This is a genomic window from Polaromonas sp., from assembly GCF_039932935.1.
Taxonomy (GTDB): domain Bacteria; phylum Pseudomonadota; class Gammaproteobacteria; order Burkholderiales; family Burkholderiaceae_C; genus Polaromonas.
The window spans coordinates 1-19,952 of the sequence record NZ_JBDTPB010000090.1; the positions used below are offsets into that span (position 1 = coordinate 1).

At 59.9% G+C, this 19,952-nt stretch carries 23 protein-coding genes, 2 pseudogenes and 1 riboswitch; of the genes and pseudogenes, 14 read left to right on the plus strand and 11 right to left on the minus strand.

Annotated features, from left to right (window positions below):
- Both ABI546_RS15750 and cynS read left to right on the plus strand, forming a co-directional pair.
- Positions 1-210 (plus strand): annotated as a pseudogene (locus ABI546_RS15750) (ABC transporter ATP-binding protein); the annotation flags it as partial.
- A gap of 69 nt (positions 211-279) precedes the next feature.
- Positions 280-723 carry a cyanase gene (gene cynS / locus ABI546_RS15755; protein ID WP_348047940.1) on the plus strand — a complete coding sequence of 148 codons (444 nt, stop codon included), beginning with the start codon at positions 280-282 and terminating at the stop codon, positions 721-723.
- A 51-nt stretch (positions 724-774) separates the two neighbouring features.
- Here cynS and ABI546_RS15760 read toward each other — a convergent pair whose 3' ends face one another.
- Positions 775-954: a hypothetical protein gene (locus tag ABI546_RS15760; RefSeq protein WP_341913624.1), complete on the minus strand. Its 180-nt coding sequence runs from the start codon at positions 952-954 to the stop codon at positions 775-777.
- A 139-nt stretch (positions 955-1,093) separates the two neighbouring features.
- Between ABI546_RS15760 and ABI546_RS15765 the strand changes: the two are divergent.
- Positions 1,094-1,324 (plus strand): annotated as a pseudogene (locus ABI546_RS15765) (cyanate hydratase); the annotation flags it as partial.
- Between the two features lie 9 nt (positions 1,325-1,333).
- On the opposite strand, the gene ABI546_RS15770 reads toward ABI546_RS15765, so the two are convergent.
- The 3 genes from ABI546_RS15770 to ABI546_RS15780 form a co-directional block, all read right to left on the minus strand.
- The gene (locus ABI546_RS15770; protein WP_348047941.1) at positions 1,334-2,173 is read right to left on the minus strand and encodes a hypothetical protein; all 840 of its coding nucleotides are present in this window, start codon (positions 2,171-2,173) and stop codon (positions 1,334-1,336) included.
- A gap of 183 nt (positions 2,174-2,356) precedes the next feature.
- On the minus strand, positions 2,357-2,605 hold the full coding sequence (locus ABI546_RS15775; RefSeq protein WP_348047942.1) for a hypothetical protein: 249 nt from the start codon (positions 2,603-2,605) through the stop codon (positions 2,357-2,359).
- A 100-nt stretch (positions 2,606-2,705) separates the two neighbouring features.
- Positions 2,706-3,698 carry a hypothetical protein gene (locus ABI546_RS15780; protein ID WP_348047943.1) on the minus strand — a complete coding sequence of 331 codons (993 nt, stop codon included), beginning with the start codon at positions 3,696-3,698 and terminating at the stop codon, positions 2,706-2,708.
- 292 nt (positions 3,699-3,990) lie between these two features.
- On the opposite strand from ABI546_RS15780, the gene ABI546_RS15785 reads away from it, so the two are divergent.
- From ABI546_RS15785 to phnD, 8 genes are all read left to right on the plus strand, one after another.
- Positions 3,991-5,250: a CaiB/BaiF CoA-transferase family protein gene (locus tag ABI546_RS15785; RefSeq protein ID WP_348047945.1), complete on the plus strand. Its 1,260-nt coding sequence runs from the start codon at positions 3,991-3,993 to the stop codon at positions 5,248-5,250.
- Positions 5,251-5,296: 46 nt separating this feature from the next.
- Positions 5,297-6,031, plus strand: coding sequence for an alpha/beta hydrolase family protein (locus ABI546_RS15790; RefSeq protein WP_348047947.1), 735 nt, complete (start codon positions 5,297-5,299; stop codon positions 6,029-6,031).
- Complete coding sequence (locus tag ABI546_RS15795) at positions 6,028-6,516, plus strand: hypothetical protein (RefSeq protein ID WP_348047948.1); 489 nt, start codon at positions 6,028-6,030, stop codon at positions 6,514-6,516. Before ABI546_RS15790 ends, ABI546_RS15795 begins: the two co-directional genes overlap by 4 nt.
- Before the next feature lie 130 nt (positions 6,517-6,646).
- A complete protein-coding gene (locus ABI546_RS15800) occupies positions 6,647-7,180 on the plus strand; it encodes a GrpB family protein (protein ID WP_348047949.1) in 534 nt (177 codons plus the stop codon).
- 113 nt (positions 7,181-7,293) lie between these two features.
- Positions 7,294-7,382: riboswitch (glycine riboswitch) on the plus strand.
- Between the two features lie 238 nt (positions 7,383-7,620).
- A complete protein-coding gene (locus ABI546_RS15805) occupies positions 7,621-8,934 on the plus strand; it encodes a D-amino acid dehydrogenase (RefSeq protein WP_348047950.1) in 1,314 nt (437 codons plus the stop codon).
- Between the two features lie 69 nt (positions 8,935-9,003).
- Positions 9,004-9,210 (plus strand): DUF1737 domain-containing protein, encoded by a 207-nt coding sequence (locus ABI546_RS15810; RefSeq protein ID WP_348047951.1) that lies wholly within the window; start codon positions 9,004-9,006, stop codon positions 9,208-9,210.
- Positions 9,207-9,728: a DinB family protein gene (locus tag ABI546_RS15815; protein ID WP_348047953.1), complete on the plus strand. Its 522-nt coding sequence runs from the start codon at positions 9,207-9,209 to the stop codon at positions 9,726-9,728. The genes ABI546_RS15810 and ABI546_RS15815 overlap by 4 nt, the downstream gene beginning before the upstream one ends.
- A gap of 261 nt (positions 9,729-9,989) precedes the next feature.
- Positions 9,990-10,955 (plus strand): phosphate/phosphite/phosphonate ABC transporter substrate-binding protein, encoded by a 966-nt coding sequence (phnD, locus tag ABI546_RS15820; RefSeq protein WP_348047955.1) that lies wholly within the window; start codon positions 9,990-9,992, stop codon positions 10,953-10,955.
- Between the two features lie 260 nt (positions 10,956-11,215).
- On the opposite strand, the gene ABI546_RS15825 is transcribed toward phnD, so the two are convergent.
- The 3 genes from ABI546_RS15825 to ABI546_RS15835 all read right to left on the minus strand — a co-directional run bounded on the left by ABI546_RS15825 (position 11,216) and on the right by ABI546_RS15835 (position 15,955).
- The gene (locus ABI546_RS15825) at positions 11,216-13,621 is read right to left on the minus strand and encodes a response regulator (protein WP_348047957.1); all 2,406 of its coding nucleotides are present in this window, start codon (positions 13,619-13,621) and stop codon (positions 11,216-11,218) included.
- Positions 13,618-14,913, minus strand: coding sequence for an ATP-binding protein (locus tag ABI546_RS15830; RefSeq protein WP_348047959.1), 1,296 nt, complete (start codon positions 14,911-14,913; stop codon positions 13,618-13,620). Before ABI546_RS15830 ends, ABI546_RS15825 begins: the two co-directional genes overlap by 4 nt.
- A gap of 328 nt (positions 14,914-15,241) precedes the next feature.
- Positions 15,242-15,955 (minus strand): DUF4197 domain-containing protein, encoded by a 714-nt coding sequence (locus ABI546_RS15835; RefSeq protein WP_348047961.1) that lies wholly within the window; start codon positions 15,953-15,955, stop codon positions 15,242-15,244.
- 15 nt (positions 15,956-15,970) lie between these two features.
- Between ABI546_RS15835 and ABI546_RS15840 the strand changes: the two genes are divergently transcribed.
- A complete protein-coding gene (locus tag ABI546_RS15840; RefSeq protein ID WP_348047963.1) occupies positions 15,971-16,486 on the plus strand; it encodes a TlpA disulfide reductase family protein in 516 nt (171 codons plus the stop codon).
- A gap of 229 nt (positions 16,487-16,715) precedes the next feature.
- Here the strand turns inward: ABI546_RS15840 and ABI546_RS15845 are convergent, their stop codons facing one another.
- Entirely contained in the window at positions 16,716-17,171 is a 456-nt protein-coding gene (locus ABI546_RS15845; RefSeq protein ID WP_348047965.1) for a cytochrome c, read from the minus strand.
- 190 nt (positions 17,172-17,361) lie between these two features.
- On the opposite strand from ABI546_RS15845, the gene ABI546_RS15850 reads away from it, so the two are divergent.
- Both ABI546_RS15850 and ABI546_RS15855 read left to right on the plus strand, forming a co-directional pair.
- Positions 17,362-18,048 (plus strand): cytochrome b/b6 domain-containing protein, encoded by a 687-nt coding sequence (locus tag ABI546_RS15850; protein WP_348047967.1) that lies wholly within the window; start codon positions 17,362-17,364, stop codon positions 18,046-18,048.
- Between the two features lie 110 nt (positions 18,049-18,158).
- Positions 18,159-18,647: a GNAT family N-acetyltransferase gene (locus ABI546_RS15855; RefSeq protein ID WP_348047969.1), complete on the plus strand. Its 489-nt coding sequence runs from the start codon at positions 18,159-18,161 to the stop codon at positions 18,645-18,647.
- A 166-nt stretch (positions 18,648-18,813) separates the two neighbouring features.
- On the opposite strand, the gene ABI546_RS15860 is transcribed toward ABI546_RS15855, so the two are convergent.
- The 3 genes from ABI546_RS15860 to rpmC form a co-directional block, all read right to left on the minus strand.
- Positions 18,814-19,320, minus strand: coding sequence for a peroxiredoxin (locus ABI546_RS15860; protein ID WP_348047971.1), 507 nt, complete (start codon positions 19,318-19,320; stop codon positions 18,814-18,816).
- A gap of 221 nt (positions 19,321-19,541) precedes the next feature.
- Positions 19,542-19,811 carry a 30S ribosomal protein S17 gene (gene rpsQ, locus ABI546_RS15865; RefSeq protein WP_007866526.1) on the minus strand — a complete coding sequence of 90 codons (270 nt, stop codon included), beginning with the start codon at positions 19,809-19,811 and terminating at the stop codon, positions 19,542-19,544.
- The coding region (gene rpmC, locus ABI546_RS15870) for a 50S ribosomal protein L29 (RefSeq protein WP_348047973.1) at positions 19,808-19,952 on the minus strand (145 nt) is incomplete at its 5' end. The genes rpmC and rpsQ, both read right to left, overlap by 4 nt.

The window sequence follows — 19,952 nt, forward strand, 5'->3', positions numbered from 1 at the left end:
GACGAAGCGATTTTGCTGGCCGACCGCATCCTCTTGATGAGCAACGGCACCGACAACGACGGCGTCTACGCGCCAGGCCGCATCGCCGAGGAAGTCATCAACCCGCTGCCCCGCGAACGCACGCGCGCCGGCCTGCACCACCTGCCCGGCTACTACGACCTGCGCAACCACATCGTCGACTTCCTCGTCACGCGCGCCAAGGCGCATTGACCGCCGCACCTTCATTTTTCACGCTTTCACCTTCACCCAAACCATTTCAAACACAGGAGCAAAGAGACCATGAACCGCAACGACATCACCGAAAAAATCATCACCGTCAAAGTCAGCAAAGGCATCACCTGGGAATCCGTCGCCAAAAAAGTCGGCCTCAGCAAAGAATGGACGACCGCCGGCTGCCTCGGCCAGATGACCTTCGACGCCAAACAGGCCAAAGTCATCGGCAAGATTTTTGGGCTGAATGCTGAAGAGCAGAAGTGGCTGCAGGTCGTACCCTACAAAGGGTCCCTCGCCACACCCGTGCCCACCGACCCGCTGATCTACCGCTGGTACGAAATCGTCAGCGTGTACGGCACCACGATCAAGGAACTGATCCACGAAGAATTCGGCGACGGGATCATGAGCGCGATTGATTTTTCGATGGACATCGTGCGACAGCCTGATCCCAAGGGGGATCGTGTCAATGTCGTGTTGTCTGGGAAGTTTTTGCCGTACAAGACGTATTGATCGTCATGACCCGGGGTGTCGCCTGGCACCCTGGCGTCCCTCGCAGGGGCCCTAGAGCCCCTTAACCCGACACGCAATCAGCAGCAGCCCAAAACCAATAATCCACGACCAGGTCGCAATGGGTGCGCCCAGGCGGACCACACCAAACTGCGCGAGCAGCGCAACAATAAACAGAACCAGAGAAATCACCCATACGACGAAGGTAGGAGCTTTGCCAGAAAAATTGCGCATGATTGATTCCTTGTTGGTTTAAGCTGAAGCAGTTTGATTGTGGGACTGGCAGCCTGCAGGTTTTAGGCAATAGGCGCTACGTCTGACACCTTCGCGAGGCCAGCGGCTACGTTGCACATGCGTCAATATGACTTTTCGGTGGGTTGGCTCACTACTCGCATCCTTTACCACCGCTACGCTGATCTACCTTGGGGGCGAAATCGTGAGCGTCTACGGCACCACCATCACAGAACTCATCCACGAAGAGTTCGGCGACGGCATCATGAGTGCGATTGACTTCAGCATGGACATCGTGCGGCAGCCGGATCCCAAAGGGGACCGGGTGAATGTGGTGTTATCGGGGAAGTTTTTGCCGTGCAAGACTTATTGACAACTACCCTCATACTGAGTCGCGAACCGCGGCTTGCTGCGGAACTGGGGCCCCACTCAGATCCACGAGTGTCGGTAGCTTATAGAGACCGGCCTGCGCGGCCGTGAACAAAACGATCGCTGCAGTGAGCCAAAAGATTCCTCGCTGTATCTTGACATTCTCAGTATGTTTTCGCTCCTGCTCTTCGTAGACCTCAAGGGCCTTTAAAGCCTCACCGGTAAGTTGGTACCGGTGCTCAACGTACTTCAATTCTCCGATGTCTACCAATGAGTCCAAGTAGAACTTGAGAAGTTTCTTCTGCGGGTCTCGATCAGGGTGACGAATCCATTTAAGTGAATAAAGACCAGTCATAAGGTCAACGAGACTGACGGAGAGTTGACCATTAAGCTGGCGCTGAACCATGAAGCGAAGTAGATCAATGCGCTGCTTCGTTAGAAGCTTCTTTTTATTAAAGAAGTATTGGTTGGTCGACTCAATTGCACGGACAACTTGAATTTTCAGATAGGGCAATTTGAAAGTCATGCCCAAGGCGAAGTTGAAAACTCCCTTGTACTGAACGTCGTTGTAGCCATAGAAGTGCGTAATTGAGATATCCCGCGAAGCGACACCACTCAGCGGAGCCTCCATGGGCCTGTCGAACCGCGTGCCCGTCCACTCCGAACAGCTTAAGACTCCTGCGCTCAAACTCCGAACGATCAGATAGGGGCCGCCATCTTTTCTATCCACATAGATGGCGAAACACCGGACCTTCGCGGCAGCCTCACTGGATCGCGAGATGAGTTCAGGACATGGCCTTTCAAGGGCCATGGATAAGAATTTAGTCGCAAGGCGAAGTTCAAGTGGATTCATAGGAGTGATTTTTGTGTCTAGAGGCTAGAGCACCAGAAGTCGAGAAAAACTAGAACTTTGTCGGGTCGCCGAGCGTTTTGTTGAGCCGTACCGCCTCTTTCGCGAGACGACGCGATAAGGCTACGGCGACTTCATCACCCTCATTAAACTCTCTCGTCGCCATTTCGTACTTGCCACCGGGTTTTAGCAGTGGATCGATTTCTCGAAGACATTGCCCTCGCCAGAAGCCGAAAAGCAAGCGGTTTCTTCAGCGCGGATGAGCAGCACCGGTCCATTCGACACATAGACCAGGTGGCCCCACTTGATGACTTCGTCCAGCGGGGCACTGCCCAGGACAGCTGCCCGCAACTGCTCGACCTTGGCACGCTGCCAGCCGGACAGCGCGACCGCATAAGCTTCAGGGCTTGATGCGGGAATGACTTTCTTCATCATGCCAAATTTTGGCCTTACCAGACTTGCTGTTGCGCGATGCGGTCGTCAGGGCTTTGTCGGCCGACGAGAGTCTTATTGAGCCCGATCGCTTCCTCAGTTGTCATTTATTTGTGACTTCCCGAACAAACCTGCGAATAGCTTGAGCCTGAAAGGTTATCTCGGTCGCACCCTGAGTGTGCGGGCTGTTGCCTTCGCAGGACTGAACTTGTCCTTCAATGGTCTGAAGGGACCCATCGGGGCGGAAAGCGTCGACCCACTTGATGTCCAGGTTTTTGCTCCCTGGACCGAATCTGGTTCTGCGGCTCTCCTCACGCAAAGTGTTGCGCTCTAAGTTGTAGCCGCTAGGAGCAACGACCTTGCCAGATTCCACAATACGGCAGCCCGCGGTATTGCCCTGGCAGCCTGCCGCACACATGACGACTGTTTTGACTGTTTGCTCCTCGGATGCAATCTGAAAGTTACGGATTCTTGGCAATTCAACAAAAGCGGAATCGGTTGCTTGTGTTGCCTGGTTGGTCGCGTTGACAACCACAAGAAATGCCTTGCTGGGGTCGCGGGCAAACAACAGTGTTTGACTCGAGCCTGCTGAGAGCGGGACTGGCGGGTTCATGGGCTTTGCCGTCCCATCGACTGTAAAGACCACCATCGCGTTGCCAGTGACACCGCTCTTTACAGTAACGGCGAGGACACTTTCAGAATCCTTATTTGCTATCCAGGCCGCGATTGGCTTGTTCCCCTGGCGTGCAACACACTCTGCATAGGCTTGAGCACCCGCTGGGGAGAGCGCGTGGCGATAAAACCCTTGTTCCACAGAGAACCCCCCAGACGCCGCAAACAGTGACTCGAGCTGGCTCCGCTTCTGCCGAAACTCGTCATAGCTTCCGTCAAAGTAGCCTGGCACCGCGGCCGACCCGCTTTGCTTAACTGATTCATAGTTCTGCTGGTTTATCAGCGACAACACGGAGTATCTGGCTGCGATGTTGTTCTGGACAACGGTCGTGTCAAACGCCATAAGCCTTTCGCATGAATCAGGTTGTCCCAACGCACCACCAAACGAAAGCGCGAGCGCAACTGAAAAAAGTATCTTTTTCATTAACTTCTCCTTTTTGATCTCTGTTGAGCAAGTAGATCCTGTAATGCATTCCGAGAATTCGGATTTGAATTGGGGCAATATCCGCCAATGTGAAGTCATCAGGCTCGAAAACTTGTCAGCAAATTCTAGGCTTCCCCTCCATCTTGCCCACCTCCAATCGGAGGAGCTTTCAGTCCTTTTTGGTGGTCCCAAGCTACTTGTTTACCCGACCTTCGTTCGATTCGCAGCGGGGTGACGAGGTCTTCGTTGCCCTCCCCTTAGCTTGATCCAACGCTAAAGGCAAAATGCCCCCATGAACTCCCTATCCGGCATCCGCATCCTCGACCTCTCCCGCGTACTCGCGGGCCCTTGGTGTACTCAGACCCTGGCCGACCTGGGTGCCGATGTCATCAAGATTGAACGGCCCGGCACAGGCGATGACACGCGCACCTGGGGCCCGCCGTTTTTGAAGGATGCGCAGGGTGCGGACACTGAGGCGGCTTACTACCTGGGCACCAACCGCAACAAGCGCTCCGTGACTTGCGACATCGCTCAGCCTGCGGGCCAGGCCCTGATTCGCGAGCTCGTCGCGCATTGCGATGTGTTTGTGGAGAACTTCAAGGTGGGTGACATGGCGCGCTATGGGCTGGACTATGCCTCGCTCAAGGCCATCAAACCGCGCATCGTTTATTGCTCGGTCACGGGCTTTGGGCAGACGGGGCCTTATGCCGACCGGGCGGGGTATGACTATGCGATCCAGGGCATGGGCGGGCTGATGAGTGTGACGGGGGAGCGGGACGACCTGGGGGGCGGGCCGCAGAAGGTGGGTGTGGCGGTGGCTGATTTGATGACGGGCATGTATGCGACGGTGGCGATTCTTGCTGCGCTGCGCCATGCTGAAAAAACCGGCGAGGGCCAGCAGGTGGATATGGCGCTTCTGGATACGCAAGTTGCCATGCTGGCCAACCTGGGCGCGAACTATCTGGTGAGTGGCAAGGCGCCGGGCCGGGCGGGCAATGCGCACCAGAACATCGTGCCGTATCAGGTGTTTGAAGTGGCGCCGGCGGCTGATGGCACAAATCTGGAAGGCACCGCTGCTGCGGCGCGGGACCACTTGATTCTGGCGGTGGGCAATGACTCGCAGTATGCGAAATTCTGCGCGGTGGCCAACATTCCGGAACTGGCGACCAACCCGCTGTTTGCCACCAACCGCAACCGGGTGCAGAACCGCGGCCAGCTGGTGCCTATCCTTGAAGCCGTGATGAAGACGCGTACCAAAGCCGACTGGCTGGCGGCACTTGAAGCGGCCAAGGTGCCGTGCGGCGCGATCAACAGCCTGGCCGAGGTGTTTGCCGACCCGCAGATTGAGGCGCGCAAGATGGTGACCGAGTGGCAGCATCCGGTGAAGAATAATTTGAAGCTGGTGTCCAGCCCGATACGCCTGAGCGCCACGCCGGTGCGCACCGACTTGCCGCCGCCCCTCTTGGGCCAGCACACCGAAGAAGTGCTGCGCGGCGTGCTGAACTATTCGGACGCCAGGTTGTCTGAACTCAAGGGCGGCAAGATCATTTGACGCAGCAATACAAGTAAACAGTGCAAGCAACAAAACGGGTGACTTGATGAAACACAATTTTGTATTGGTACATGGCGCGTGGCACGGTGGCTGGTGCTGGCGGCGTGTGGCGCAGGCGCTGCAGCTGGACCACCACAAGGTGTACACACCGACGCTGACGGGCCTGGGCGAGCGGGGCCACCTGCTTTCGCCCACTATCAACCTCGACACGCACATCAACGACGTGATCAACCTGATCGAGGCGGAAGAGCTGCACGAGGTGACGTTGGCCGTGCATTCCTACGCCGGGATGATTGGCACCGCGGTGGCAGACCGCATGGGCGATCGCCTCAAGCACCTGGTGTATGTGGATGCCGTGGTGCCCAAGCCCGGCGAGAGCTGGAGCAGCACGCAAGCCAGCGCCACGCAGCAGCAGCGCATGGCGGCGGCGCAGGCTTCGCCCAACTTCAGTTTTCCGCCGCCTGACCCTGAAGTGTTTGGCCTGCATGACGCCGACCGTGAATGGGTGAAGCGCCGGCAGACGCCGCACCCCGGCAACACCTACCAGGCGCCGCTGCAGTTTGATGTGAAGCGCGTGGCTGCTGTGCCGCGCACCTTTGTCAACTGCACTGACCCTGCGCTGGCGACCATAGCCCCCAGCCGGCTGCGCGTGATGGACCCGAAATTCTGGGATGGCGCGTGGCTGCCGAACTCGCGTGTGGTCGAGATCGCAACCGGCCACGACCCGATGATCAGTGAGCCCGCCGCGCTCGCGAAAATTTTGCTGGAAAGCGCCGAATGATGCCGCTGGGTCGCCGCCAGTTCACGGCAGCGCTGGCAGCGGGTCTGGGTGTGGCCCTGCCCCAACTGGCGATGGCAAAAGACACGGCCCTGCCTGTGCCGGCCTCTTTGCCGGCGGCAGCGCTTATCGCCGCGGCCAAGCAAGAGCCGTTGGTGCTGCTCATCAGCCTGCCCGGCTGCCCTTTCTGCGAGCTGGTGCGGCGCAACTACCTGTTGCCGGCACAGCGTGACGGCGGCCTGCAGGCGTGGCAACTCAACATCAGCGACCGTACGACGCCGCTGATCGGCTTCGACGGCCAGGCGACGACAGCCGCCGCGCAGGTTGCCGCATGGAAAGCCGGCTTCACGCCTACCGTGCTGTTTCTCGGCCCGGCCGGGCAAGACCTGGCGGAGCGGCTGGTCGGCTTGTCATCTACCGACTTTTACGGCGCGTACCTGGAAGAGCGGCTGGCCGCCGCGCGCCAGGCAATGGTGGCGCTCAAATAGCCCGCGCAGACACGCCGGCCTGCTGCCAATGCAACCCCCAATTGCTACACTTTTAATAGCTGCTTGCGCTCGTCCTTATTGGCCTGAAGGCACTTTTTATCAATGTCCGAGGCTTACCTCTGTTCATCACATGACTGACCAGAATTCGCTTGCAGCGGCCATTCATGAGGCGGTGGTGCTTCAGCCCTACGACGGCCGCTGGCCGGCGTTGTTCACCACCGAGCGGGATCGGCTCCTGTCATGCTTTCCGGGCAGCTTCATTGACATCCAGCACATCGGAAGCACTGCGGTGCCCGGGCTGCTTGCCAAACCGGTGATTGACCTGCTGGCCGGTGTCGAATCGATGGTGGCGGCAGAAGCGCTTTTGGCGCCGCTGTGCGCCAACGGCTACACCGGCTCTGCTGAATTCAACGCCTCGCTGACGGACCGCAAATGGTTGATGCGCTGGGCGGAGGGGCGGCGCACGCATCACTTGCACCTGGTGGTGCACGGCGGCGCGGTGTGGGCGCAGCGCTTGCGCTTTCGCGACGCCCTGCGCTCGGACCCGGCGCTGGCGGTGCGCTATGCCGCGCTCAAGGCGGAGTTGGCGGCGAAGCACCCGAATGACCGCGAGGCCTATACCGATGGCAAAACCGCGTTTGTGAAAGCGGCCTGCGAAGGCTGAGCCACCATCCCACGCCCTTACTACCTACTATTAAGCATCTGAATCGCGTCGCTGGACCTGTACTGAAGCCGCAATCGAGGCTTGGCAAAACAGGCTTTGGTGGTAAATTCAAAACCGTTCAAGCAGGAGAGCGCTGCCCTCGAGGCAGCCACCGAAGGCGCAAACTTCCATAATCGCTCAGGTCCCGTACTGCCCGGAAACACACAGCCGTCTGGAGAGACGCCGCACGCAATGTGCAGCGCACCGAAGGAGCAAAGCCGATGCTTGTCCATAGAAGCAGCGGCTGAATCTCTCAGGTACCAAGGACAGTGGAAGCGGCCGCAAGCATGTGATGGCTTGGCGGTTGCCACGTTTCTTTTTTGATTCAAGCACCCCCAAGGCAACGCACTTGCGCTACTGCAATGTTCTGCTTGAAAAAAAGCTGTCAATAAGGATTCGCCATGAAAGTCATGGTTTTGGGGGCTGGTGTCACGGGTATCACGACGGCCTGGTATTTGGCGCAGCGGGGTCATGAAGTCACGGTGGTCGAGCGGCGCGGCGCGGCCGCGATGGAAACCAGCTTTGCCAACGGCGGGCAAATATCGGTGAGCCACGCGGAGCCCTGGGCCAACCCCGGCGCGCCGCTCAAGGTGCTGCAGTGGCTGGCGCGTGAAGATGCGCCGCTGCTCTTCAGGCTTCGTGCCGATGTGAACCAGTGGCTGTGGGGGCTGGATTTTTTGCGCAATTGCACGCCGGGGCGCACCGCGCAAAACATCAAGCAGATCGTGAGCCTGGGCATGTACAGCCGCGGCGCGCTGCAAAAACTGCGCGCGGAACTGGGCCTGCTGTACAACGCGCAGACCAAGGGCATCCTGCACTTCTACACCAGCCAGGCTGAATACGACGCGGCGCAGGAGCCGGCGCGCATCATGCGTGAGCACGGCTGCGAGCTCGACATGAAGACCGCCGACGAATGCGTGGCGATTGAACCCGCGCTGGCGCAGTGCCGCAGCAGCATCGTGGGCGGCAGCATGACGCCGAGCGACGAGTCGGGCGATGCGCAGGCATTTACCGCCGCGCTGGCTGCGCGCTGCGAACAGGCGGGCGTGAAGTTTTTGTACAACACGACTGTGCTGGGCCTGGACGCCGCGCACGGGCAGCTGAACGGCGTGCAAGTGGTGATGGGCAGCGGCGAGGCCGGCGGCAAAGTCGAGATGCAGAAGGCCGACGCGTACGTGATGTGCCTGGGCGCCTTCAGCGCACAGTGGGCCAAGGTGCTGGGGCAAAGCCTGCGCATCTACCCGGCCAAGGGTTACTCGGTCACGCTGCCTGTCATCAACGAAGCAGCCTCTTATCAGGTGAGCCTGACCCACGACGAATACAAGCTGGTTTTCTCGCGCTTTGGCAACCGCCTGCGCATTGCCGGCACGGCCGAGCTCAATGGCTACAACACCGACCTGAACCTGGTGCGCTGCAACGCCATCGTGCGCCGCGTGAAGCAGCTCTTCCCCAACATGACGGACGGCGAAGGCGCGCAGTTCTGGACGGGCCTGCGCCCGGCGACGCCCAGCAACGTGCCCTACATTGGCAAGAGCAAGGCCTCCAATGTTTTCCTCAACACCGGCCACGGCACGCTGGGCTGGACGCACGCCTGCGGCTCGGGTGCGGCGATCGCGGACATCGTGAGTGGACGCGTGCCGGAGGTGGACTTTGCGTTTACCGGCATGCCGGCGCCAGGCCGCGTGATCGCATTGCCCGGAATGGCAAAGGCCTGAGCCAGGGCGGCCTGCAGCGCATGAGCGGACACGGTAATATCGCCCTCCGTTCATTCGCCGCTTGCCGCCATGACATCACCTGCCACCACACCTCCCGATGGGCTGCCCATCTATCGGCTTCTCACCGGGCCTGATGACGCAAGCTTTTGCCGGCGGGTCAGCGAGGCGCTGGCGTTGGGATACGCGCTTTACGGATCGCCGGCGGCGACCTTCAATGGCGAAAACGTGATCGTGGCGCAGGCCCTGCTCTGGCCTTCGGCATCGCACAACCCATGAGCAGCCTAAGGCCGCTGCACTCCGCCACGCTGCAGGCGATGGCGGATTTCCCGAACCAGCTTGAGCAGTTCTACGACGCCATCCCTGAAAGCCACCGGAACTGGGCGCCGCCGTCCTGGGAGGGCATTCCCAGCGAGACCTTCACCGCCATCGGCCAGATCTGCCACGTCAGGGACATTGAGATTGACGGCTATCACCTCCGGTTTCGGCGCACGTTGGCAGAAACCAATCCGGTGCTGGAGTCGCTGGACGGCTACGTGCTGGCGAGGGAGCGCGACTATGCGGCGGCAAACGCGCGGGAAGTGTTTGCGGCCTTCCGCGCAGCGCGCATCCAGACGATGACGATGCTGTCGGGCATCACGCCGCAGCAATTGGACCGCACTGCGGAGTTTGAAGGCTACGGCGCCCTCACGCTGCGCAGCCTGGTGCACTATTTGTGTAGCCACGACCAGCAACACCTGGCGGGTCTGCAATGGCTGCTGGGGAAGATAGACGCTTCGCACACACGGCAGCTATAACAAAAGTGGTACTGCAGCGTAGCGGCGTCAATGCCGCTAGGGGCCTGCGCAACCTTGCTGGTGCAGGCAATTTCAGCGCGAAAACAACAAATAGAAGTCGGGTTATCCCCGCATATGTCACGCGGGCGTCCTCCGTATTGTAACAAAAAGTGAATTTCATTACATCTTCATGCAAACTGAACGTGCAGTGTGAAGTTTGTGCGGCATGGGGCTTCACAGGTGTTACTGCGAATCCGTTTTTATTCAATGAGGGTGACCAACATGAAATTCAATTTACGCCATGTGGCAGTATTGGCAGGTGCCGTGTGTGCCCTGGGTTCCGCTACAGGCCAGACCGACGACGCTCGTCCTGCGCGCAAGGCAAAGGCATCAGCCGCCACCCCTGCACCCGAAAAGTATTCCGGCCCGCGCGAGAAGCTGGTGGTAGCGATGCCCAAGACTTATGGCAAAACCGAGACCATGGCTTTGTGGGGCGACTACTTCACCCACCTGTCACGCTGCGCCAATGTGGAACTGCAAAACGCGCAGGGTGACTCACTGGAGCGCACCAGCAACGTCGACATCCTGAGCGAAAAGGACCTGGTCGACGCCCTTTCATCCGGCAAGGCACAAATCGGACAGGTTAACCCTGGCCTGGCCGCCCAAATGGTGACTGCGGGGCAAGCCGCCCCCTTCGCCGTGCCCGGCAACAAAGCCACCGGCGTGCGCAACTCCTACAAGCTGATTTTGGTCACTCGCATCGACAGCCCCTACAAGGAGCCCAAAGACCTGATCGGCAAGAAAATTGCGCACACCACACCCACCTCCAACTCGGGCAACCTGGCGCCGCGCGCGCTGTTCCCGGCCCTGGGCCTGACGCCGGACAAGGACTACGAAGTCGTGTTCTCCAACGGCCACGAGCGCTCCGTCACGGGCGTGATGCATGGTTTTTATCCGGCCGCAGCTGTGGCCAGCGATTTGTACCAGCGCATGGTCGTCAAGGGCGACATCAAGGGCTCGAGCATCCGCACGATCTGGGAAAGCCCGCCCTTCATGACGGAAACCTGGACCATGAGCAAGGACGTTTCGCCAGAACTGCAGGCACGCGTGAAGAAATGCTCGTTCAGCTACAGCTTCTCACCCACACTGAAAAAGCAGCTGCCCGGCAACGACACCTTCCTGCCCATCAACTTTGATCGTGACTTCGCGACGGTGATGCAGGTCTACCGCGCCAGTCAAAAGAAATAAGGCCCCCACGCTGGAGTAGAGCCCCCACGCTCCCCCACTGCGTGTGGGTCGCTGCCCCCCCGAGGGGGCCGCCCGCCTGCGGTCTGGCGAAGCCAGTCCCGCGGCTCATGCTGGCCTTTGATCGGCTCGCTCCGCATCGCCTTATGTGGCGGTGGACAGTCTGCACCAGCAGGGGCCGCGGGTCCGGCTTCGCCGGCCCCAGGCGCCGCCCCCTGGAAGGGGGGAACAGGCTACACGCAGTGAGCCTGGACGGGGGTGAGTTAGGCACTCAGCGGTGGATGTACCGTCCCCCACAGGCTTTCATCCAGCACGCGCTGCAAGGTCCGGATCAGCTCCTCGTTGGACGTGTGCGCTTTTACCAGCACCGCTTCTGCACGCTGGCTTTCCTTCGGCTCCACATCGTGCGCAGAAAACACCACAACCGGCGGCACGATGTCCAGCGCTTCGATGGTGTCCAGCAATCCCCAGCCCGAGCCGTCTTTCAGTGTCAGGTCGAGCAGCACCAGGTCGTAACGGCGGCGCGCCAGCTGGTCTCGTGCCTCTCGCAGCGTGCTGGCAAACTCAAAGGTGGCGAAATCCTGGGCAATGGCAGCGGCAATGCGCTGGATATCGAGGTCGTCCTCAACGTGCAAAATGCGTGGCCTGCCTTCAGCCATGTTGCCGATGGCACGGTGCAAACTGAGGATCAGCAGGTTCTCGTCGATGGGCTTTTCCAGCCAGGTTGAAACCGCCAGCGGCTGGGTATTGAACTCGAGTTCGCCTTGCTCGGCATTGGCTGAAACCACCACGATCGGCAAGTTTTTTGTCGCCTCTTCACGGCGCAGCGCACGGATCAGGCTGATGCCGTCCTGGTCGGGCAGGTTCAGATCGACCGTCATTGCCGCGTAGGGCATCAGCATGACTTGCTCCAGCGCCTGCTCTGCACTGTGCACCATGTCCGAATCAAAGCCACCTTTGTCAAGCATCAGGTTGATCAGGCGGGCGATATCCGGATCGTCTTCGCAGACCAGGATGAGCGGTCTGGTCGAACCGCCGGACCTGATTCCGGTTTCAATCGGTGCCGGCACGGCCTCGGGCAGTTCAAAGAAGAAAACGGTTCCGACGCCGGTTTCCGTCGTGAACCCAATTTGGCCGCCCATCCGCTCCACGATGGCGCGCGAAATGTTCAGGCCCAGGCCTGTGCCACCCATTTTTCGGGTGTCCGATGTGTCGGCCTGCGAGAACTTCTGGAAAATGCGTTTTCGGAACGCTTCCGGAATGCCGGGTCCGCTGTCGGCCACCTCCACCCGGACCCTGCCGTTCTTGCACCACAGCCTGACTTGCACGCTGGATCCGGCCGGCGCGAACTTCACGGCATTGGACAGCAGGTTGGTAACAACCTGCGCCAGCCTGTCGCTGTCGACGCTGGCCAGCACGGGGTTTGCCGGCGCATCAAGAACCAGCTTGACGTTGTGCTGGCCGGCAAAGCCGTCATTGGCTGTGAGGGCTTGCGCCAGCAGAGGCTTGAGCTCCATGGGCTGGAGCTCGAAGCGCATTTTCCCGGACTCGATTTTTTCGCTGTCCAGGATGTCGTTGATGAGCCTGATGAGGCGTTCGCAATTGTTGGTGGCAATGCCGACCAGATTTTTTGCCATGGCCGGCAGCTCTCCGGCGACGCCGCCGGCGATCAGGCCGAGCGAGCCGCGAATGGAGGTCAGCGGGGTCCGCAATTCATGGCTGACAGTAGAGACAAATTCGCTCTTCATGCGGTCCACGCGCTTGAGTTCCGTCACGTCGGTGCCCAGCGAGAAAAATCCGACGACCGTACCCTCGTGTTCCATTTCGCCATAGCGCGGGAAGTACTGCATGACGTAATCGCGCGGCTGGCCTTCAGAATTTTCCTGTGTCCGGTCGTATTGCACTGCGTAGCCAGCCAAAGCCTCTTCAATCTTGCCGCGTTCTTTTTCGTGGAGTTCTTCGCCCATGATCTCGCGCATGGTCTTGCCATCAATCTGGTCGTGCTTCAGGCCCAAAACCTCCTCATAGGCCAGGTTGTGAAACTGAAAGCGCTGTTCGGCGTCGATATAGGCGATCAACGCCGGAACGCTGTCGGTGATCTGGCGCAGCTGCGACTCGCTGCCATGCAGTTCGCGGGTGCGCTCCTCCACCGCATCTGCCAGGCTGCTGACCTGCGCGGCGGCTTGTTCGGCCAGTTGCCACTTGGCGGTCAGCATTCGCGCCAGCTGGCTGACTTCAATCATGTCGAAGGGCTTCTTGAGGATCAGCAGGCGGTCGCGCGCGTCCAGCCGTGCCAGCACGTCCTCCCATGCGTGGTCAGAGTAGGCCGTGCAGATGACGATCTGCACGCGGGGGTCAATGCGCCAGAGCTGTTCGACAGTTTCGACGCCGTCCCAGCCCGGCGGCATGCGCATGTCGACAAACGCCATGGCGTAGGGCCGGCCGGCGGTGAGGGAGGCTTCGACCATGGCCACACCGTCGCGCCCCTGAAAGGCGAAGTCCAGTTCGTATTCGCTTTGGGACACGGGTGCAGCGTCGCCAAACAACAGCGCTTCGGCATCGTCCAGATCGGATGCGACCGGCCGGGGAGCCAGGATCTTGCGAAAGTCTTCATGGATGGACGGCATGTCGTCTATCACCAAGATGCGCTGGTTGTTCAGCGAGGTCATGAAGCGCTCCTGGGATGCGGTGCCTCGCTGTGGCCCGCGCCGGGTGGGCCTTGCCGCGATGGCGACGGTATCGTGAAAAAGAAGGTGGCGCCCTGGCCCACAGCGCCTTCGGCCCAGATGCGGCCCGCGTGGCGGGCAATGATTCGCTGTGAGACCGCGAGCCCTATCCCAAGGCCGGCGTATTCACCGGGCGCATGTAGGCGCTGGAAGGTGCCGAACAGTTTGTCCGCATAGTTCATGTCAAAGCCGACGCCGTTGTCGCGCACAAAGTACACCGTGCTTTCATCGGCGGGCTGCAGCTTTCCCACCCATATTTCGGGCGTCGCGGCATGTGCCGTGAATTTCCAGGCGTTGGCGATCAGGTTGTCCATGACCTGGCGCAGCAGTAAGGGGTCGCCCACGGCGGTGAGGTCGGGTTCAACGTGCATGGTCACGTGCCGCGCGGTGTCGCGTTTCTGGCAGTCATGCCGCGCGCGCTCGGCAAGCGCCGCAAGGTCGACTGTCTCGATTTTCAGGGGGGCACGGGACACCTGCGCCAGCGAAAGCAGGCCGTCCGTGAGTTCGCCCATTTGGCGTACCCCCTCGCGTATCCGGCTCAGGTAATGCCTTGAGCGCTCCGCCGCATCACCCCCGACCGCCTTTTGCAGCAGGTGGCTGAAGCCGTCGATCGAATTCAATGGAGAACGCAGGTCGTGCGCGATGGAATATGAGAACGCTTCAAGTTCGCGGTTGGACTGGCGCAACGCCGCCTCGGTGGTTTTAAGGTCCAGCACCGTCGCTTCCAGGCTGTCCACTTGCGCCGCAGATTGGCGCGCCAGCGCCCACTTGGCTGTCAGCGTTCTGGCCAGCTGGCTGACCTCGATCATGTCGAACGGTTTTTTGAGAATCAGCAGGCGGTCCGCTACTTCCAGCCGCGCCAGCACTTCTTCCCAGGGGTGGTCAGCGTAGGCCGTGCAGATGACAATCTGCATCTGCGGATCAACGCGCCACAGCCGCTCGATGGTTTCCACGCCGTCCCAGCCGGGCGGCATGCGCATGTCGACAAACGCCATGGCATAGGGCTGCTCAGCCTCAATGGACGCCTTGACCTTGGCCACGCCTTCGCGCCCCTGAAAAGCAGAATCCAGCTCAAAGCCTTGCGAAAAAACGGTCGCGTGCTCGTCGAACAACACAGCTTCGGCATCATCCAGCGCGGACGCTGCGGGTCTGTCGGCCAGGATTTTGCGAAAGTCCTCGTGGATAGACGGCATGTCGTCTATCAGCAGAATGCGGCGGTTCAACAGCTGGGTCATGGTTGGGGCGGCACGGCATGTTCATGCGGCGCTTCTATCAGATCGCAAGCTGCACCGGTGCAACGCATGATGGTCCTTTTCGCTGGCTTCAAACCTGATCAGATCACGTTTATCGACGAAGCTGTTAAGGCATTTCCCGCGTGGTCATATTTGCCAAGCTCATGTAAGCAAATGCTTGACCAGCGCAGGCGCGCCAACGGGGCATGTCCACTCCTGCATGGCAGCCTATTGCTGCCACATGAGCAGCCACTGCTCACATTTTCATAGCTGCTGGCGCTCATTCTTCTTGGGCTGCAGGCCAATATCATCAAAATATTGGCCGGCTACGCTACTTCATGGAACCAAATACCTTTTTGAGGATGGCACTGCCCGTGCCGACGGGATCCTGGCGGATTTTCTTTTCTTCCTCGCCAATGATCAAGTACAGGCCGTCCAGCGATTTACCGGTAACGTATTGCTGGATGTTGGCGTCTTCTTTCTTGACCAGGCCAAAGCCGGCGGCCTTGCCGGCGAAGTCGTTGTATTTGTTCGCCAGGCCGACCTTTTCAGTCGCCTTGGTCACCACGGGCAGGAATTTCACGCCCAGTGGAGCGCGGGTTTTCTCGGCAAAGAAGCTGGTGACCGATGTCTCGCCCCCCGTCAGGATGTTCTTGGCATCGTTCACGTTCATGGTGCGCACCGCGCTGACCAGCAAATCACGGCCCATGGGCACAGCGGCCTCGGCAGCGCGGTTGATGGAGGTCACCAATTCATCGATGCGCTTGCCCTGGCCGAAGTTTCTTAGCAATTTCGACGCATCTTCAAGGTATCCGGGCAAAGGAATGCGAACTTTTGGGTTGCCGAGGAATCCATCAGTCTTGCCCAGCAGGGCGACGGCGGCAACGGCCCCTTTTTCGAGGGCGGTTTTCAGGCCGGCGCTGGCGTCGGTATTGCTGATGCCAGACAGGTCTCCGAGCGAGAGCGCGTAGGCCTGGTGGTAGGTGGCCCATATCAGTGCGCCCAACGCGCTGACGCCAGCCTGGTTAAAATTGCGACGTTGCATGATGAGGTCCTTCCGATGAAATTAACACCTAGCCTGACAGTATGCCGCACGGTACTGGCCGGCATTTTGGCTTTGGCGGCCCTTGTTGGCCTGTCTGGGTGTGGCGGCGCGCAGGTAGCGCCGGAGTCGACCTTTGTGCTGCTGGACGGCAGCAAGAAAACAACAGCCGACCTGAAAGGCAAGGTCACCCTGGTCAACTTCTGGGCCACCAGCTGCGTCACCTGCGTTGCAGAAATGCCCAAGGTCATCTCGACCTATAACAAATACCAGGCCCAGGGTTACGACACGCTGGCCGTGGCCATGAGCTATGACCCGCCCAGCTACGTCGTCAACTACGCCCAGACCCGCCAACTGCCTTTCAAGGTCGCGATCGACAACACCGGCGCAGTGGCCAAAGCATGGGGCGACGTGCAACTCACCCCGACCACCTACCTCGTGAACAAGCGCGGCGAGATCGTCAAACAGTACGTGGGCGAACCGGATTTTGCGGCGCTGCATCAGTTGATTGAGAAGCTGCTGGCAGAAGGTTGACCCCCACGGTCGTTCGCTTCGCGTAACTCCCTGCCCCCCGCGGGGGCCGCCCGCCCTGCGGCCCGGCAAAGCCGGTTCCGCGGCTCATGCTGGGTTGAAGAATTCAGTGAGCACAACCAGCGGGGAATTTATTCACTAGCGGGCAGCCGTGGAACCGGCTTTGCCGGGCCACAGGCGCCGCCCCCTTGAGGGGGGAACAGGCTACACGCAGTGAGCCTGGACGGGGGTGTTACTGATTTCTGAAGGAGTCGTGGCAAGCCTTGCAGCTGCCGGCGGTGGCCGTGAATGCGGTCTTCAGGTTGTCCAGGTTGCCGGTTTTGGCAGCTGCGGCCAGCTTGGCGGTCTCAGCGACCAGCTTTTCGTGGCCTTCCTTGAACTTGGCCTGTTCGGTCCAGATTTCAGGCTTGGCCTTGGTATTGCCGCCTTTGTCGGTGCCTGGCGCAAAGCCGGCCCACGGGAGCTTGGCCATGTCCGCCACGATGTCGGCGTTTTCTGCTGCGACTTTGGCGTCAAAGGGGACACGGCCGTTGGCCATGGCGCCGAGGCGACCGAAGTGCTGGCCCATCACAAACAGCGCGCTCTGGCGGTATTTGATGGCGTCTTCAGGCTTGGCAAATTGCGCCGAAGCAGGAGCAGCCATGGCCATCAAGGTGGCGGCCGCAGTGATACAGGCAAAAACTTTCATGGGGGATCCTCGTAGGTTTTTCTTAAGATGGGGCAATGGCAACCTGCTTTGCCTGTTGCCATATGGCTGAGTTTAGCCAGACCTGATAAGTTCCGCAGGAACTTATGCGCTACGGGAAAGCACCAAGAGCTGAGCGGGACGGCCGCGCACAATGCCTGGCAAGAACAAACCACATGAACGAGGAGTGAGCATGTACACCAACAAGAATTTGCACAAGGTGCGCGTCTGGGATCTGCCGACACGGTTTTTCCACTGGGCGTTGGTGGCTTGCGTGATCGGCCTGGCCATCACAGGCACCGTCGGCGGAAACGCCATGGTCTGGCACTTCCGCTTCGGCTACACGGTACTCGCCTTGCTGCTGTTTCGCATCGTCTGGGGGTTGGTGGGTGGCCGCTGGTCTCGCTTTGGGGCCTTTGTTTATGCTCCGCAAAGCGTCATCAATTACCTCAAGGGAAAAGGCAAGCCCGAGCATGGCGTTGGCCACAGCCCGATAGGCGCCGGTTCGGTGTTTGCGATGCTGGGCTTTCTGGTCGCCCAGGTCGGCACAGGCCTGCTCAGCGACGACGAAATTGCCTTTGCCGGCCCGTTGACCCGGTTTGTCTCCAATGCCACCGTCAGCCTGACGACCAACTACCACAAGAACATCGGCAAATGGGCGTTGCTTGCGCTGGTGGTGCTGCACATCGCCGCCATCATTTACTACCTGACCCGCAAGCACAACCTGGTGGGCGCCATGCTGCACGGCGACAAGGAACTGGTGGTGGCGGCCCCATCGTCGCGGGATGATGCGGTCTCCCGCATCGCGGCTGCATTGATCCTCGCGATCTGCGGTGGTGTGGCGTACTGGGTGTCGACACTGGCGGCGCCTGCATTCTGACGCACCCGGCGCTCGGCGGCTGAGCCGGGCGCAAAAGCGGCTGGCTTGGCGCGGCGGGGAATCACGGTAAACTGGTTATCGACTTTTTGCCGCTGCCCCGCCCCTCCTCCGTGCAACGCCCCTCCATCCAGTTCATCACACCCGATACGCCAGAGCAGCTCGCTGCCACACGGCTGATCTTCCGCGAGTACGCGGAGCAGCTGGGTATCGACCTGTGCTTTCAGAATTTTGACGCCGAGCTGGCCGAGCTACCTGGTGAGTACGACGAGCCCGAGGGCGCGCTGCTGCTGGCGCTGGTGGACGGTGAAGTCGCCGGCTGTTGCGCCTTGCGCGCGCTCGATTCCGTCGACTACCCAAATGCCGGTGAAATGAAACGGCTGTATGTGCGAAAGGCGTTCCGCCGTTTCGGCCTGGGCCGCCAACTCGCGGAGGCCATTCTGGACGCCGCGCGCGTGGCGGGCTACCACTGCGTGCTGCTCGATACGCTGGACGACATGGAGTCGGCACGCGCCTTGTATGCCGAATTGGGTTTTGCGGAAATCCCCCCCTACTATCACAATCCCATACCCGGCGCGCACTACCTGAAGGTCAATTTATAAACAAAAGCAAGCTGCAGCCTAATTGCAGCGGGCGCAAGCAGCTATGCTATTAATAGCAAAGTGCGCGCAAGAAAAGGCACCGTAACACGCCTGACGCCCATAAAAAAGCCGCGGCTCCCAAGAGCAGCGGCTTCGTCCGATTCGTGATGGAAGCGGTTAGAGACCGTTAACCCTTGGCTTGTGCCAGCAGCGTTGCGGCATCGCTGACCTCAAACTTGCCCGGTCCCTCAACGTTCAGGCTCACCACCTTGCCGTCCTTGACCAGCATCGAGTAGCGGTTACTGCGCAGGCCCATGCCGCGCGCGTTGAGGTCCAGCGTCAGGCCGGTGGCCTTGGCGAATTCGGCGCTGCCGTCGGCCAGCATGCGAACCTTGTCGCCGGTCTTCTGGTCGCGCGCCCAGGCACCCATGACGAACGCGTCGTTCACGCTCAGGCACCAGATCTCGTCGACCCCCGCAGCCTTGAGCTCGGCGAACTTCTCGACATAACCAGGCACATGCTTGGCCGAGCAGGTGGGCGTGAACGCACCCGGCAGTGCAAACAGCGCAATGGTCTTGCCGGCGGTGGCTTTTGCCACATCAACCGGATTGGGGCCGATGCTGCAGCCGTTGCCTTCGACTTCGGAAAATTCCATCAGCGTGGTCGCCGGGAGTGTGTCGCCTACTTTGATCATGTGTGCTCCTCAAATAAATCAGTTGGAAAATCAACTCCCGCAGTGTAGTGCGGTAATAGCAAGCGTGTGCTCACTGCGTTGAAAACGGCTCCGGCGCGAAGGGCATGCCCGAAAGCAGCAGAGGTTAGGTGCCTGCGATAACTGCGCAAACAAAAATGGCCCACCAAAGTGAGCCATTTTTGAGAGCGTGACCTGAGTCAGCCTTGAGTAAAACGCAAGACTTAAACGATCGCTGCCTTTTCAACCAGACGGGTCACAACCCAGTTCTTGGTCTTGGAGATTGGACGGCTTTCAGTGATCTCGATCACGTCGCCCGTGTGGTACTCGCCCTTTTCGTCATGGGCGTGGTACTTGCTGGACAGCGATACGATCTTGCCGTACAGCTCGTGCTTCACGCGACGCTCAACCAGAACCGTGACGGTCTTGGCGCGCTTGTCGCTGACCACCTTGCCAATCAAGGTGCGCTTGAGGGATTTTTTAGCTTCCGTCATTTGTTGGCTCCTTGCTTGACGATGGTTTCGGCCAGAATGGTTTTGGCACGGGCGATGCTACGGCGCGTCGAACGCAGCGTTGCGAGGTTGGTCAGTTGCTGCGTGGCTTTTTGCATGCGCAGGCCAAAGTGGGCTTTTTGC